Annotated in this window: 14 protein-coding genes; 8 read left to right on the top strand and 6 right to left on the bottom strand. The window is 73.3% G+C overall.

The genetic code is table 11. The features are described 5' to 3' along the window. Window positions 1-14: 14 nt before the first annotated feature. Both AB0O29_RS22115 and AB0O29_RS22110 read left to right on the top strand, forming a co-directional pair. Window positions 15-281 (top strand): hypothetical protein, encoded by a 267-nt coding sequence (locus AB0O29_RS22115; RefSeq protein WP_365153846.1) that lies wholly within the window; start codon window positions 15-17, stop codon window positions 279-281. 23 nt (window positions 282-304) lie between these two features. Further along, the gene (locus tag AB0O29_RS22110; RefSeq protein ID WP_365153844.1) at window positions 305-880 is read left to right on the top strand and encodes a hypothetical protein; all 576 of its coding nucleotides are present in this window, start codon (window positions 305-307) and stop codon (window positions 878-880) included. A 15-nt stretch (window positions 881-895) separates the two neighbouring features. Here the strand turns inward: AB0O29_RS22110 and AB0O29_RS22105 are convergent, their stop codons facing one another. From AB0O29_RS22105 to AB0O29_RS22090, 4 genes are all read right to left on the bottom strand, one after another. Beyond that, complete coding sequence (locus AB0O29_RS22105) at window positions 896-1,735, bottom strand: PhzF family phenazine biosynthesis isomerase (protein WP_365153842.1); 840 nt, start codon at window positions 1,733-1,735, stop codon at window positions 896-898. A gap of 46 nt (window positions 1,736-1,781) precedes the next feature. Then, on the bottom strand, window positions 1,782-2,327 hold the full coding sequence (locus AB0O29_RS22100; protein WP_365153840.1) for an NUDIX hydrolase: 546 nt from the start codon (window positions 2,325-2,327) through the stop codon (window positions 1,782-1,784). A 91-nt stretch (window positions 2,328-2,418) separates the two neighbouring features. Continuing rightward, window positions 2,419-2,901 (bottom strand): NUDIX hydrolase, encoded by a 483-nt coding sequence (locus tag AB0O29_RS22095; protein ID WP_365153838.1) that lies wholly within the window; start codon window positions 2,899-2,901, stop codon window positions 2,419-2,421. Between the two features lie 10 nt (window positions 2,902-2,911). Further along, window positions 2,912-4,135: a helix-turn-helix transcriptional regulator gene (locus AB0O29_RS22090; RefSeq protein WP_365153836.1), complete on the bottom strand. Its 1,224-nt coding sequence runs from the start codon at window positions 4,133-4,135 to the stop codon at window positions 2,912-2,914. A 356-nt stretch (window positions 4,136-4,491) separates the two neighbouring features. Between AB0O29_RS22090 and AB0O29_RS22085 the strand changes: the two genes are divergently transcribed. Then, window positions 4,492-4,749, top strand: coding sequence for a hypothetical protein (locus AB0O29_RS22085; RefSeq protein ID WP_365153834.1), 258 nt, complete (start codon window positions 4,492-4,494; stop codon window positions 4,747-4,749). A gap of 460 nt (window positions 4,750-5,209) precedes the next feature. On the opposite strand, the gene AB0O29_RS22080 is transcribed toward AB0O29_RS22085, so the two are convergent. Beyond that, a complete protein-coding gene (locus AB0O29_RS22080; RefSeq protein WP_365153832.1) occupies window positions 5,210-6,418 on the bottom strand; it encodes an acetyl-CoA acetyltransferase in 1,209 nt (402 codons plus the stop codon). A gap of 203 nt (window positions 6,419-6,621) precedes the next feature. On the opposite strand from AB0O29_RS22080, the gene AB0O29_RS22075 reads away from it, so the two are divergent. After that, complete coding sequence (locus AB0O29_RS22075) at window positions 6,622-7,914, top strand: acyl-CoA dehydrogenase family protein (protein ID WP_365153830.1); 1,293 nt, start codon at window positions 6,622-6,624, stop codon at window positions 7,912-7,914. Further along, window positions 7,914-8,399 (top strand): nitroreductase family deazaflavin-dependent oxidoreductase, encoded by a 486-nt coding sequence (locus AB0O29_RS22070; protein ID WP_365153828.1) that lies wholly within the window; start codon window positions 7,914-7,916, stop codon window positions 8,397-8,399. The genes AB0O29_RS22075 and AB0O29_RS22070 overlap by 1 nt, the downstream gene beginning before the upstream one ends. Before the next feature lie 118 nt (window positions 8,400-8,517). Here AB0O29_RS22070 and AB0O29_RS22065 read toward each other — a convergent pair whose 3' ends face one another. Next, window positions 8,518-9,165 (bottom strand): TetR family transcriptional regulator, encoded by a 648-nt coding sequence (locus tag AB0O29_RS22065; RefSeq protein ID WP_344163052.1) that lies wholly within the window; start codon window positions 9,163-9,165, stop codon window positions 8,518-8,520. 310 nt (window positions 9,166-9,475) lie between these two features. Here AB0O29_RS22065 and AB0O29_RS22060 point away from each other — a divergent pair, with 310 nt between their 5' ends. The 3 genes from AB0O29_RS22060 to AB0O29_RS22050 all read left to right on the top strand — a co-directional run bounded on the left by AB0O29_RS22060 (window position 9,476) and on the right by AB0O29_RS22050 (window position 13,631). Continuing rightward, window positions 9,476-10,261 (top strand): VOC family protein, encoded by a 786-nt coding sequence (locus tag AB0O29_RS22060; protein WP_365153826.1) that lies wholly within the window; start codon window positions 9,476-9,478, stop codon window positions 10,259-10,261. Between the two features lie 249 nt (window positions 10,262-10,510). Then, entirely contained in the window at window positions 10,511-12,991 is a 2,481-nt protein-coding gene (locus AB0O29_RS22055) for a PQQ-binding-like beta-propeller repeat protein (RefSeq protein ID WP_365153824.1), read from the top strand. A gap of 145 nt (window positions 12,992-13,136) precedes the next feature. Next, window positions 13,137-13,631 (top strand): peptidylprolyl isomerase, encoded by a 495-nt coding sequence (locus AB0O29_RS22050; RefSeq protein WP_365153822.1) that lies wholly within the window; start codon window positions 13,137-13,139, stop codon window positions 13,629-13,631. Window positions 13,632-13,714: the final 83 nt, after the last annotated feature.

Below are 13,714 nucleotides of genomic sequence, written 5' to 3'. Positions count from 1 at the left end.
CCCGGGAGTACGCCATGAGCACCACCTCGTACCACCTCGTCGTCGCCCCCGACGGCCGCGGCCCCGAGGGCGCGGCCCCGGAACTGGCGGCCGTCCGGCTGATCTCGTTACTCCCGCCGGGCTGGCACTACGAGGCCGCCTACCCGTCCGGCACCGCGTCCCTGCGCCTGACCCCGCCCCGGAACACCCCCGCCGGGACCGCGTACTCGGTCCTGGCGGGGGCCTTCGCGGACCCGATCCTGCGGGGCTGGACGTGGACGAACCGGCCGGCGGGAGTCTGACGACAGGCCCTAGGGTTCCGGTCATGGACATCCCCAGAGCGGCAGGGCGTTCGCTGATCCTCCTGGCCGCCGCGTCGGCCCTGACGGCGTTCGCCGCCGCCCACTACGACCGGCCCGGCGGCCCGGCCCTCGCGGCCGAGCTGAACCACCCCGCGCTCCTCGCCGCACTGGCCGCCCTCGCCCTCACCGGGGCCGCCCTGCTCACCTCCCGCCGCCCGGGGGTCCGCAAGGGCGCCGGCCTCGGCCTGGTGGGGGCGACGGTGCTCGGGGTGCTGGCCGTCCCGGCGTACTCGGTGGCGGCCGACCCCTTCCCCGACCGGGAGTGGGACGTCCCCGCCCCGGACGGCTCGGGCCGCCGCCTGGTGGTGGAACGGGGCCCGGGCCTGGGCGACCCGCCCTGGAGCGTCCACATCACCACCGGCACCTTCCCCACGGCCCGCCGCTGGCCGGTGGCCTCGTACACTCCCGGCTACCCGAGGGGCGTCCTCCAGGCCGAATGGCGAGACGCGTCCCACATCCGCCTGATCGACCTGGACCACACCCACCACGACCTGCGCATAGCGGCAGACGGCCGCCCGCTGGAGGGGCTGGACTGGTAGGGCCGCAGGGGCCCCTCAGGCGATCGGGACCGCCGTGCCCGTCACCTCGATGCCCGCCCCCGGCTCCGCCGGCACGCCCACCGTGATCAGGCTCGGCCGGCCCATGTCCACGCCCTGGTGGACGGTCAGGACCGCCGGCACCTCCACCAGGCCCAGGCTCCGCAGGTACCCGCCCAGCGCGGCGGACGCCGCGCCGGTCGCCGGGTCCTCGACCACACCGCCGGGAGGGAACGGGTTGCGGGTGTGGAAGACGGTCGGCGACTCCCGCCACACCAGGGTGATCGTCGTCCAGCCCCGGCGCGCCATCAGCGCGCCCAGCGCCGCCATGTCGTAGTCGAGGTCCGACAGCCGCTCCCGGCCGGCCGCCGCGATCACCGGGTGCCAGGCCCCCGCGTACGCCGCCAGGGGAGGCAGCGCCGGGTCCAGGTCGGCGGCCGACCAGCGCAGTGCGGCCAGCAGCTCCGCCAGGTCGTCCCCGGCGATGTCCGCCGTACGCGGCTCGACGCTCACCAGCGTGGCGACCACCGCCCCGTCCGGCCCCGTCGAGGTGGTCACCGGGACGGGGCCCGCCTGGGTGTGCAGCAGCAGGGCGCCCACCCCGTACCGGTGGGCGTGGGCGACGGCGGTGGCGATGGTGGCGTGCCCGCAGAACGGCACCTCCACCTCAGGGCTGAAGTAGCGGATGTCGAGATCCCCGTCAGGCCGGGGCACGACGAACGCCGTCTCCGAGTAGCCGACTTCCGCCGCCGTGGCGGCCATCGTCGCCTCGTCCACACCGGTGGCGTCCAACACCACACCCGCCGGGTTCCCGCCGAGCGGGTCGGTACTGAAGGCCGTATAGCGCAAGAGATCCATGGACCCGAACGTAGGGGGACGGCCATTCGGACGTCAAAGCCCTCTGTCAAATGCCGCGTTGGCGGCCACCCTCGTCGACCAGCAGGTACAGCAAGGGCACGAGGGTCCCGCTGCTGACGATCTCGCGGCGGTCGATCATGCCCCGGACCTCGGCCAGCGGGATCCACTCGATCCGGTCCGACTCGTTCCTCTCGACCGGCGGCCCCGCGTACTCCGCCCCGTCGGCCCGGAACAGATGGTGCTGCGAGTCGGTGATCCCGGCGGCCGGCTCCGCGTACACGAGGGGCCTCATCTCCCCGGCCCGCCACCCGGTCTCCTCCAGCACCTCCCGCGCGGCGGCCTCCCCGGGCGTCTCCCCGTCCTCGACCAGCCCCATCGGGAGCTCCCAGGCCCAGGTGTCGGTGATGAACCGGTGCCGCCACATCATCAGCACCTCGCGCCGCTCGTTGACCACGGCGGCCACGGCCAGGTTCCGCAGCTTGACCACGTGGTGCTCGAACCGGTTCCCGTCGGGGGTCTCCACATCGGCACACCACAGGTTCACCCAGGGGTCCTCATAGACGACCCGCTCCCCATGCACCGTCCACCGCATCCCGCCACCCCTCTCGCTCGTCCACCCAGCATCGCAGGGCCGCTGACCGGGGCCATTTTCAGCAGATCCGCGACGGACTTGCCTCGTGGGGTCAGCCCGCCGACTCCGGGGGTTCTCCATGCTCCAGGTATGCGGTCAGGCCGGTTGTCCGGACCTGGACAGCGGCGGCGATCCGGTGGGCCAAGCGGGGGATGGTGAGGTCAGGTACGTGCTCGGCGGGGTGGAAGCCGTATCCGTGCAGCTCATCCGCTTGCAGAGTGATGCGGCCGCGCAGGTCTGCGCTCAGGTAGCCACCGTCGAAGAGGTAGAGAATCTTGTCTCCCTCTCCTGGGGTCGGCGCCCAGTCGACGACGAGGAGACGGCCGATGTTCGGGCGGATGCGCAGTTCCTCGAAGACCTCGCGCACACAGGCTTGTCGGGGCGATTCGCCGTGCTCGACGTACCCTCCCGGGATGTCCCGGTAGTCCTTGTAGGAGGGCTCTACGAGGAGGATTCGATCGGCTTCGTCGAAGAAGAGCGCACCGGCCGCCATGCGGGGGCGGGCCATCTTCGCTTCGTGCTCGTTGTTGCTCACGGATCGGACTCTAGCCCCCGGCAACGATGCGGAGCCTGCGGGCCAGGCCGACCACAGGATGGGCCGGTCGGCCTCGAGTGCCGCGTACCCAGCCGATGACCAGCGCTCGGCTCAGGTAGTGGTGTCGTACCTGTTCGGGGGCGAGCTGCTCGGCCTCCAACAGGACTGCCAAGGCCTCGTCGGTTCGGTTCCGGGCGCTCAGCGCCCGCGCGACTTCGATGCCATGCCGCGCACGCCGCTCCACCGGCATGCCGCTGGTGTCGATTCTCGGGCCGAGATCCGCAGCGATTTGGATATCGCCGAGCTCCCCCGCTACAGCCACGCGATGTATCGCCACGTTGGTGGGGCCGAAGGCTGTCCACATGTGGTTGGCGTCGCCTCCGAGTCGGTGGGCGTTCTCGTCGGCTTGCTGAAGTAAGGCATGTGCGGTTGCTCGGTCCTCTGCCCTCGCGGCAGCCATGGCTCCGGCGAGAAAGAGCGACCCGCATACGGAGATGCATTCGCCGTCGGCGTTGTCCAGTTCACGCCGCACGACGCCGGATGCGTCGTGGACGAGTTGGATCGCCGCTGTGAAGCGCCCTGTGGCGAGGAGACAGTGGGTAACGGCACGGAAGAGCGAACCAGTTACCTCACTTCGCCCGCTGTGCTGCGCAGCCGCCAGGCCACGGTCGGCGGCGATCCATGCCAGCTCGGACTCGCCGACCTTGCCCAGCACCATGGCTGCCCCGTGATAGGCCAGGGCGAGCAGAGCGTGGGCTTCTTCCCCCTTGCGCCCCGAGTAGGCGCGGGATGCGGCGTGGGCACCGGAGAGGAGGAGCGGGAGACGCCGAGTGGCCAAGCCGTAACGGGATGCCTGGTAGGCGCCGAGGACTTCGGCCACGTGCATCCGAAGGTCCTGAAGAGCAGGTGGTTCGTCACTCGGCGCACACCCCAGCAAGGGCGTGAGCTGGGTGTAGTCCATGAGTGCCGCGCGCAACGCCGGGACAGTGCGATGGCCGCTGTCGGCTGACCATTCCATGAGGTTCGGCTCGGCGAGTAGATCCCCAAGAGAGACGTCGAGGGCTTCGGCGAGTGAGGTGATCACCGAGAGCCGGTCCAGTTCGATCCGGTTGTTCTCTGCCTTGCTCAGCCAGTCAGCGGTGCGTCCGACAAGGCCGGCCAAGACCTCTTGGGAAAGGCCACGGCGGCGGCGGTACCAGGCGACGCGTTCGCCGATGGTCAGGTTCGCTGTCATCCCTCGCATGTCCTGAGCATCACCTCATTGTCCGGGCGGACCCCGGAAGGGTTTTCCGGGGTGCCGAGAGGCGCCGTGGCTACTTTTTCGCAGAAGACCGAGTACCAAGTCGATCCTCCCCCATCGGTCCTCGGCATGCAGAGAGATCGGAGTCGTCATGCGGAAATCACCACGGTCGAGTGGGGTCGCCCATCCACCGCTACGGGCATCGTCGAGCGGCATGCTCCGCATTACCCACCCGACAGACGAGGAAACCTCGTTGAGCAGGGCGATGGTGAGGGCCCCAACCCCGGACTTGCTCGACCGGGCGTTGGCCGGCTGGGAGCGCTTTCTTGATTCCTTCGAGGAGCCGCCACATGAATGACCAGTACGAGTACGTCCCGCACCGCCTACTCGGCCGATATGTCCGCGACATCGCTTCCGGTGTCGAGGGCATGCTGATGGCCGTGATCAACGAGAACGTCTCGGACTCAGACGTCTACGAGCGCTGGATGGAACTGGCGTACATCCGGAATGCGTCGGGCCGTGAGTTCACGACCGCCGTCACCAACGTCCAGCCTGCCTATGACCAGCCCCAGACGGACCGAAGCCGCCGAGACGGGCGAAGCGTGTAGCGATCTGACGCGTCCGTCGGTCCCGCTTGCCGGCCATGTCGGCCCGGATGCCCGGCGAGGCGGCCCCCGCCCCACCCGGCTGATCGCTGATCCCGCCGCAGGTCCAAGGAACGTCCGTCCCGTTCCTTCGGGGGGTTCCCGGCAGTCCTTGTCTTTCCGGGGCGGGTCGGGCTGTCAAGGGTGGCCGAAGGCCATCGCGAAGCGACGCGACCGGAGGGAGCGCCCTTGACCGACCGGCCCGACGCGGAAGGACAGTGGGACTGACGGGAAGCCCCCGGCCCTCCCTGAGACCGCCCGGCTCAGACCCCGACAGCCCCCGGCCCCGGCCCGCTGATCGATGCCGCCCGGCGGGCGACCGCCCCCGCCCACCGCCCCGCACCCGGGGAGGCGGGCGGGCAGCCACCGGCCGGCCCCCGGCCCCTCGCGGGGGAGATGGCGGGCCCGCACCGCGAGCGCCCCCTCACCCCCGCCCCAGCAGCACCGTCCCGGATGAGCAGAACCAGCCCCCGGTGCCCGAGGCCAGGGCCACCTCCGGGAGGCCGGTGCCGCCGCGTTTGGTGACCTGGCGGGCCGGGCCCGCCTCGCCGCGGAGTTGGCGGACGGCCTCGACCAGGAGGAACAGGCCGCGCATGCCCGGGTGGCAGGCGGAGAGGCCGCCGCCGTCCGTGTTGACCGGGAGTTCGCCGTCCCGCAGCAGGCGGCCCTTCTCCACGAAGGCGCCGCCCTCGCCCTTGGCGCAGAAGCCGAGGTCCTCCAGCGTCACCAGGGTCATGTATGTGAAGGCGTCGTAGATCTCGGCGAGGTCCACGTCCGCCGGGGTGAGGCCGGCGGCGGCGAAGGCCCGGCGGCCCGAGACGGCGGCGGGGGAGACGGTGAAGTCCTCCCACTCCGACATCGTGGTGTGGGAGACGGCGGTGCCCGTGCCCAGGACCCAGACCGGGGCCTTGGCGCTGTCCGGGACGTAGTCCTCCGCCGCGAGGAGCACCGCGCAGCCGCCGTCCGAGCGGATGCAGCAGTGCAGCTTGGTGAAGGGGTCGGCGATCGGGTCGGACGTGAGGACGTCCTCGACCGTGATCGGGTCGCGGAACATGGCGTCCGGGTTGGCGGCGGCATTGGCCCGGGCCTGGACGGCGACGGAGGCGAGCTGTTCCAGGGTCGTCCCGTACTCGTGCATGTGCCTGCGCGCGGCCATCGCGTACTTGGCGACCAGCGTGTGCCCGTACGGCACCTCGAACTGGAGCGGTCCCCGGGACCCGAAGGACAGGTTCGACGTGCGCCGCCGGGCCTTGATGTCGGCGCGGGCCGTGGAGCCGTAGACCAGCAGGACGGCGTTGGCGTGGCCGGCGGCGATGGCGTCGGCGGCGTGGGCGGCCATGACCTCCCAGGTGGAGCCGCCGACGGAGGTGGAGTCGACCCAGGTGGGCCGGAGCCCCAGGTACTCGGCCACCTCCACCGGGGCGAGGACGCCGAGGCCGGCCGAGGCGAAGCCGTCGATGACGGAGCGGTCCAGGCCGGAGTCGGCGAGCGCCCGCCGGGCGGCCTGCGCGTGCAGGGCGTAGGGGGTCGGGCCGTCGACCCGGCCGCAGTCCGAGAGGGCGACGCCGACCACCGCGACCCGGCGGCGGGGTGAGGAGGGGGGCTCGGGCGGTACAGACAGGGGTCCAGGCATGGGAGGACGGTACATCTGACGCACTGTCAGATGTAACCCCGCGCCCGCCGTCGAAGTCCCCGAACCCAGCCCCGAAATCCCCGAGCCCCCGCCCCCGGGCCCCCGCCCCCCGGACCCCGGAAACCCCGCCCCCCGCACCCTGTGCTTCTCGCCCCCGCCGCCCTAACATGACGCCCCGTCAGATACGGGAGGGAGCCCCGACGATGGATGCCGCCTTCACCGCGGAACAGGACGAGATGCGCCGTACCCTGCGCGAGATCCTCGGCAAACACTGCGGCCCGGACGAGGTCAAGACCGCCGTCCGGACCGACGCCGGACACGACCGCGAGCTGTGGCAGCAGCTCTCCCGGCAGCTCGGCCTGCCCGGCATCGCCATCGCCGAGGAGTACGGCGGCGTCGGCTGCGCCCCCTCGGACCTGGCGCTGGCCTGCGAGGAGACCGGGCGCGCGCTGCTGCCTTCTCCGCTGCTGGCCACCGCCGCCCTCGCCGTCCCGCTGATCGGCGCCCTCGGTACCGACGCCCAGCGCTCGGCGCTGCTGCCCGCGCTGGCCGCCGGGGAGCTGACCGCCGCGCTCGCCGTCCCCGGCCCCGCCCTGGCCACCGCCCTCGCGCTGACCGGCGACAACACCCCCGGCGACTGGGCCGGCGGGGGCCGCGCGGGCGGGGTGCAGGCGCGCGCCGACGCCGGTACGGGCGGCTGGCGGCTCTACGGGGAGGTCGCCCAGGTCCTCGACGGGCACAGTGCCGGCCTGCTGCTGGTCGCCGCGCACACCGGCGGCTTCGCCCGGGCCCGGACCCTGCTGTTCCTCGTGCGGGGGGACGCGCCCGGCCTCGTACGGGCCCGGCAGGCCGTCCTCGACGAGACCCGGCCGCAGGGCCGCATCGAACTACGGGACGTGGAAGCCGAGTTGCTCGGCGAGGACGCCCGGGGCCAGGGCGCCGCCGACCCCCTCGCCGCCCTGGCCGCGACCGGTCTCCTGGCCGCCACCGTCATCGCCGCCGAGGCGGTCGGCGCGGCCGGGCAGGCGCTGGCGCGGACGGTGGACTACGTGGGCCGGCGCGAGCAGTTCGGCCGGCCCGTCGGCTCCTTCCAGGCGGTCAAGCACCGCCTCGCCGACCTCTACGTCCAGGTCCAGGCGGCCCGCTCCGCCGTCTACTACGCGGCCTGGGACCGGGAGCAGGGCGCGCTCGCCCTCGCGCAGGCCCTGGAGGCGCTGCGGGTCACCGCGGGAGAGGCCATCCAGCTGCACGGCGGCATCGGCTTCACCTGGGAGCACGACGCCCACCTCTACTTCAAGCGGGCGGCCGCCGACGAGCTGCTCTTCGGCCCGGTCCACCGGCTCCGCGCACACGCCGCGCACCGGGCCGGCCTCTTCACCAAGCCCGCCGACCCCGCCGAGCCCGCCGCACCCGCCGAGCACGCCCGGCCCGAGCCGCTCACCCCGGAACCGCCCACCCCCGACCCGTCCGCGACTCCCCGGAAGGCGGCCGTCTGATGGCTCCCGGCGCGACCCTCCCCGTCAAGCTCATGCAGAAGGTCTCCTCGACCCTCCTCTTCGCCCGGATCGCCCCGCACTTCATCCCCGCCATGGACAGGGCGGTGCACCGCCTGACCGGCGGGAAGGTGCTGCTCAGCGCCCGGATGCTGCCCGGGGTGATCCTCACGGCCCGGGGGGCGAAGAGCGGCGAGCCGCGCACCACCCCGCTCGCGTGCATGCCGGAGGAGGGGGGCGCGAGCTGGCTGCTGATCGGCTCCAACTTCGGCCGCCCCGGCCACCCGGCCTGGACCGGGAACCTGCTCAAGAACCCGGAAGCGGACGTGAACTGGCAGGGGCGGGACATCGCCGTACGGGCCCGCCTGCTGGAGGGGGTCGAACGGGCCGAGGCGTGGCGGGCGGTACTCAAGTTCTGGCCGCCGTACGCGACGTACCAGGCGCGCATCGAGCGCGAGATCAGGCTGTTCCGTCTGGAGCGACGCTGATCGCAGACGTCACGGCCAACGCGGCAGACGCGGACGACAGACGCCAGAGACGCCACAGACGTCACGGACGTCACGGACGTACGGGCCGAGCCGGCGGACCCCTCGGAGGGGTCCGCCGTCACCTGGTCGGCTTCTTGCCGGTGACGCCCAGGTGCACGAGCAGCGCCAGGTTCGGCTTGAGTTCCGCCTGCTTGACGCCCCAGGTCTGGAAGCCCTTCTGGTGCGAGGCGACCGCGGCCAGCATCGCGACCAGGGAGCCGGCCATCGCCGCCGGGCTGAGTTCCTTGTCGACCTTGCCCTTGGCCTGGAGCTCCTTCATCGACTCCGTAAGGGAGTTGGTGACGGAGTTCAGGATCTTCATGCGGATCTTGTAGAACCGCTTGTCGCCCTCGGCCGCGCCCAGGTCGACCACGCGCAGGATGGCGTCGTTGCGGCGCCAGAAGTCCAGGAATCCCTCGACGAGTTCCTCGGCCGCCGCCCAGCCGGCCTTGCCGACCCAGTTGCGGCCTTCGACGAGCGCCGTCAACTGGGCGCCCTCCGTGGCCATTTCCTCGGCGATCTCCAGGACGGCACCTTCGACGTCCGGGAAGTACTGGTAGAAGGTGGCGGGGCTGGTACCGGCCTTGCGCGCGACGTCGATCACCTTGACGTCGCGGTACGGCGAGGAGCTGAGCATCTCGCTGAGGCAGTCGAGCAGCTTCTGCCGCGTCGCCTGGCCGCGCCGGCCGGCGACACGCCCGTCGACGGTGCGTACTTGTCCTGTCATGCCGTCAGCTTACCGAGGGGGCTCCGGCGCGCTATTCGGCCGCCTGCAAATGGGGTTACGGGCCCGCCGACCAGCCGGGGAGCGGTCGCGGGGTGCCCTGCGGCGGCGGATTTCGGCCGAATTGCGGGCCGGGGGCGGGGCGGGGCCAGGGCGGGGGCGGGGGCCGGGCCGCGTCCCGGCCCGCGAGGCCCCGTACCGCCGCGCACCACCCCGTATCCCCCGAATAGTCTTATCAACAGGGTGTGGACAAGATTCCGGGCGGACCATGTCCATCAGGGACGGACCCAGCGGAACCGGAAGGAACCTCCCCATGGTCGCATTCGCGGAAGGCTCCCCCTGCTGGGTCGACGCCTCGCTCCCCGACGTCGAGGCCGGCAAGCGCTTCTACGGTGAGCTCTTCGGGTGGACCTTCAGCGGCGGCGCGGGCCCCGAGTACGGCGGCTACACCCAGGCCTACAGCCGCGGCCGCAACGTCGCCGCCCTCGCCCCCAAGCCCGACGGCCGCATGCCCACCGTCTGGGGCGTCTACCTGTACACCACCGACGCCTACGCCTGCGCCCAGCGGATCCGCGCCGCGGGCGGCCGGCTCGTCATGGACCCCCAGCCCGTCGGCCCCTACGGCACCGCCGCCCTCGCCGCGGACCCCGGCGGAGCCGTCTTCGGGCTGTGGCAGCCCGGCACCCACCACGGCTTCGAGGCCCAGGACGAGCCGAACACGTACTGCTGGTCCGAGGTCTACACCCGCGCCCGGGACGCCGTCGACGCCTTCTACGCCAAGGTCTTCGGCTACGTCCCCGAGGACCAGGACGACCCGGAGACCGGCATCGCCTACCGCGTGTGGTCCCCGCCGGGCACCGCTCCCGGCTCCGAGACCGCCGTCCTGGGCCGCACGCTGATCACCGACGCCTTCCCGGAGATCATGCCCGCGCACTTCCTCGCCTACTTCGCCGTCCCCGACTGCGACCGGGCCGTCGCGACCGTCCAGCGCCTCGGCGGGCGCGTCACGGCCGACCCGTTCGACACGCCCTACGGCCGGATCGCCGTCGTCGCCGACAACCAGGGGGCCGTGTTCGGGATCCTCTCCGAGACGGGCTGACGGGCGGCGCGTGAAGCCGAAGGCGGGAGCCGGGGCCGGACCAGGCGCGGGCCTGACAGAATCGTGATTGCGCGACTCCTGGCCACGGGCCCGGAGTCGGACGCCGCACGCGGCGGGACGGGGCGCCGTTCCGCCGGAGCAGCCGCACGGGACGCCGGGCGGCCGTCCGCCGTGCCGGTGCGCGCTGGCGGACGCGCCGTGAGAGCGCGGGCCCGGGCAGAGGGCCCGTACGGGGAGGTGTGGAGGCGAGTGGTGGAGCAGCTGACGCAGCACGACCCGAGACGGATCGGCCCCTTCGAGGTGCTGGGACGGCTCGGCGCCGGCGGCATGGGGCTGGTCTATCTCGCGCGGTCGGCGTCCGGCAGGCGGGTCGCGATCAAGACGGTGCGCACCGAGCTCGCCGAGGACCAGCTGTTCCGCGTGCGGTTCACCCGCGAGGTGGAGGCGGCGCGCGCGGTGTCCGGTTTCTACACCGCGGCCGTGGTCGACGCCGATCCGCGCGCGGCGGTGCCCTGGCTGGCGACCGCGTACGTGCCGGCGCCCTCGCTGGAGGAGATCGTCAACGAGTGCGGGCCGATGCCCGTGCAGGCCGTGCGGTGGCTGGCGGCCGGCATCGCCGAGGCGCTGCAGTCCATCCACGGGGCGGGCCTGGTCCACCGCGACCTGAAGCCGTCGAACGTGCTGGTCGTCGAGGACGGGCCGCGCGTGATCGACTTCGGCATCGCCAGCGGCGTGTCCAACACGCGGCTGACCATGACGAACGTGGCCGTCGGCACCCCCGCCTACATGTCGCCGGAGCAGGCGAAGGACTCGCGCAGCGTCAAGGGCGCCAGCGACGTGTTCTCGCTCGGCTCCACCCTGGTCTTCGCCGCGACCGGGCACCCGCCGTACCACGGGGCGAACCCGGTCGAGACGGTGTTCATGCTGCTGCGCGAGGGCCCCAACCTCGACGGGCTGCCGGACGAGCTGCGGCCGCTGATCGACTCCTGCATGCAGATGGACGCCACCCAGCGCCCGACCCCCGCCGACCTCCAGGCGCAGCTCGCCCCGCACCTCTTCGACGGCGGTGACGACAGCGGGACCGCCTCGGCGTGGCTCCCGGCGCGGGCCGTGGCGATGATCGAGGCCCGGCGCGCGGGCAACCGTACGCCCGTCCCCGGCGTGCCCTCGCCCGGCGGCCCCTCGCAGGCCCCGCACGGGGGCCCCGCGCCCGCCCGCGGGCACGCGCCCGGCCTGTCCGGCCAGTCCGGCCCCTCCGGCCACGACGCCGCGCCGCCGCTCTCGGGGCCGGCCACGCACCGCCGGCCCGCGCGCGGCACCGCCGACCCCTTCACCGACCCGCGGACCGGGCAGGCGCTGCCGCCGCGCCCGGACCGGCCGCCGATGTCGCCGGTCTCCTCGCTGCCGGGCGCCCCGGTGCGCCTGGGCGGCTCCCCGGTGCCCATCGGGCCCGGCCCGCGGGCGACGGCCTCGGCCCCGGCCGGGCTCGCCGCCACGGACTCGGCGACCGGCTGGGTGCGCCCGCCGGCCGGGACCCCGTCGGCCGCCGCCGGCGTGGCGGCCCCGGCCGTACCGGCGCCCGGTCCGGCGCCGGACAGCGGCCGCTGGCGGCCGTGGCGCTTCCGCATGTCGAACGAGGTGTGGGGCACCCCGACCGTCGCGGGCGACCTGCTGTACGTCACCTCCTTCGAGGTGCACGCCCTGGACGTCGGCAGCGGCCGGCGCCAGTTCAAGACGCGGGACGTCGCCTGGTCCATGGCGGTCGCCGACGGCCGCATCCACGCCTCCGACGGCCCCTCCCTCTTCGCCCTCGACGCCGAGGACGGCTCCGAGCGGTGGCGGCTGAACGCCGACGCCTGGGTGTACGCCCTGCGCGCCGAGCGGGGCACCGTCATCACCGCCACGCGCGGCGGCGGGGTCCAGGGCTGGGAGGCCTCGAACGGGCAGCGGCTGTGGGAGCTGAGCGGCGCCCAGTCCGACTTCGAGACCCCGGAGGCGGCCCCCGTCCTCCACGACGGCACGGTCTACGTCTGGCAGGACGCCCGGCTGCGCGCCCTCGACGCCCGCTCGGGCCTGGAGGCCTGGTCCTACCCGGTCGGGGACGCGGCCTCCTGCGGCAACGTCCCGGTCCGCGTCACCCCGGCCCCCGACGGCAACGTGTACGTGGCCGCCGGCACCCGGGTGCTGTCCGTCGACCGGGCCTCGGGCCGGGTCCGCTGGCACTTCGAGGCGCCCGCCGTCTTCCTGGCCCCGCCCGCGTTCGCGCCGGGCCCGGCCGTCACGGGCGGCGGCGTGTACCTGGCCGACTACCTGGGGACCGTCTACGCCCTGGACGCCGCCACCGGCAAGGACCGCTGGCGCATCGCCACCGAGCCGCGCCCGGCCGCGGACCCGGTGCTGGTGGCGGGCGGCAACGTGCACCTGGGCGCGGGCAGCGCCCTGTACACGCTGGACGCGGTCACCGGCACCCCGAAGTGGCGGTTCGCGGCCGGCGGGGAGATCACCGGCCCGCCGGTGGTCGCGGACGGCCGGGTCCACTTCGGCTCGGCCGACCACTGCCTGTACACCCTGGACGCGGCGGGCGGGCAGCTCCGCTGGAAGCTGGCCACGGGCGGCGAGATCACCGGTGCTCCGGTGGCGGAGGCGGGCGTGGTGTACGCGTGCAGCAAGGACCGCTGCGTGTACGCGCTGGACGCCGCCAAGGGCACGGGCACCCGTACCGGAGGCTGACCGGGAGGGGCCGGGGCGCACGGCGTCCCGGCCCCTCCCGAACGCACGTCGAACATGCCCGGAAAGCCCCGGATGGGCGGTGTGCCGGGGCGCTCCAGGGCCCCGCCGGGTCGCGTTCCGCACCGGGAGTGACAGGATGGGACCCATGAGCAACGTATTCTTCGACATCACCATCGACGGTGCCCCCGCCGGCCGCATCGTCTTCGAGCTGTTCGACAAGGTCGTCCCGAAGACCGCCCAGAACTTCCGCGAGCTGGCCACCGGCCAGAACGGCTTCGGCTACGCCGGCTCCGGCTTCCACCGCGTCATCCCGCAGTTCATGCTGCAGGGCGGTGACTTCACCAACCACAACGGCACCGGTGGCAAGAGCATCTACGGCGAGAAGTTCGCGGACGAGAACTTCGACCTGAAGCACGACAGCAAGTACCTGCTGTCGATGGCGAACGCCGGCCGCAACACCAACGGCTCGCAGTTCTTCATCACCACGGTCCTGACCCCGTGGCTCGACGGCAAGCACGTCGTCTTCGGCAAGGTCGTCGAGGGCACCGACGTCGTCGACAAGGTCGAGGCCCTGGGCTCCCCCTCCGGCGCCACCCGCGCCAAGATCGAGATCGCCGCTTCGGGCGTCGTCGAGGCCTGATCCAGCAGTACGCCGGTCGGCCCCGCCGCGTGCCGGGCCACCAGCAGCAGCCGGTCCCCGCCCCGCACCGGGCAGCCCCCGAC

This window comes from Streptomyces sp. NPDC089915, assembly GCF_040684675.1.
In the GTDB taxonomy this organism is placed as follows: domain Bacteria; phylum Actinomycetota; class Actinomycetes; order Streptomycetales; family Streptomycetaceae; genus Streptomyces.
This window is presented reverse-complemented; position numbering and strand designations above follow the sequence as displayed.

Bases quoted from the DNA above. Each gene is read 5' to 3' on its own strand.
- AB0O29_RS22115 (WP_365153846.1), top strand. From the start codon at position 15: ATGAGCACCACCTCGTACCACCTCGTCGTCGCCCCCGACGGCCGCGGC.
- AB0O29_RS22110 (WP_365153844.1), top strand. From the start codon at position 305: ATGGACATCCCCAGAGCGGCAGGGCGTTCGCTGATCCTCCTGGCCGCC.
- AB0O29_RS22105 (WP_365153842.1), bottom strand. From the start codon at position 1,735: ATGGATCTCTTGCGCTATACGGCCTTCAGTACCGACCCGCTCGGCGGG.
- AB0O29_RS22100 (WP_365153840.1), bottom strand. From the start codon at position 2,327: ATGCGGTGGACGGTGCATGGGGAGCGGGTCGTCTATGAGGACCCCTGG.
- AB0O29_RS22090 (WP_365153836.1), bottom strand. From the start codon at position 4,135: ATGACAGCGAACCTGACCATCGGCGAACGCGTCGCCTGGTACCGCCGC.
- AB0O29_RS22085 (WP_365153834.1), top strand. From the start codon at position 4,492: ATGAATGACCAGTACGAGTACGTCCCGCACCGCCTACTCGGCCGATAT.
- AB0O29_RS22080 (WP_365153832.1), bottom strand. From the start codon at position 6,418: ATGCCTGGACCCCTGTCTGTACCGCCCGAGCCCCCCTCCTCACCCCGC.
- AB0O29_RS22075 (WP_365153830.1), top strand. From the start codon at position 6,622: ATGGATGCCGCCTTCACCGCGGAACAGGACGAGATGCGCCGTACCCTG.
- AB0O29_RS22070 (WP_365153828.1), top strand. From the start codon at position 7,914: ATGGCTCCCGGCGCGACCCTCCCCGTCAAGCTCATGCAGAAGGTCTCC.
- AB0O29_RS22065 (WP_344163052.1), bottom strand. From the start codon at position 9,165: ATGACAGGACAAGTACGCACCGTCGACGGGCGTGTCGCCGGCCGGCGC.
- AB0O29_RS22060 (WP_365153826.1), top strand. From the start codon at position 9,476: ATGGTCGCATTCGCGGAAGGCTCCCCCTGCTGGGTCGACGCCTCGCTC.
- AB0O29_RS22050 (WP_365153822.1), top strand. From the start codon at position 13,137: ATGAGCAACGTATTCTTCGACATCACCATCGACGGTGCCCCCGCCGGC.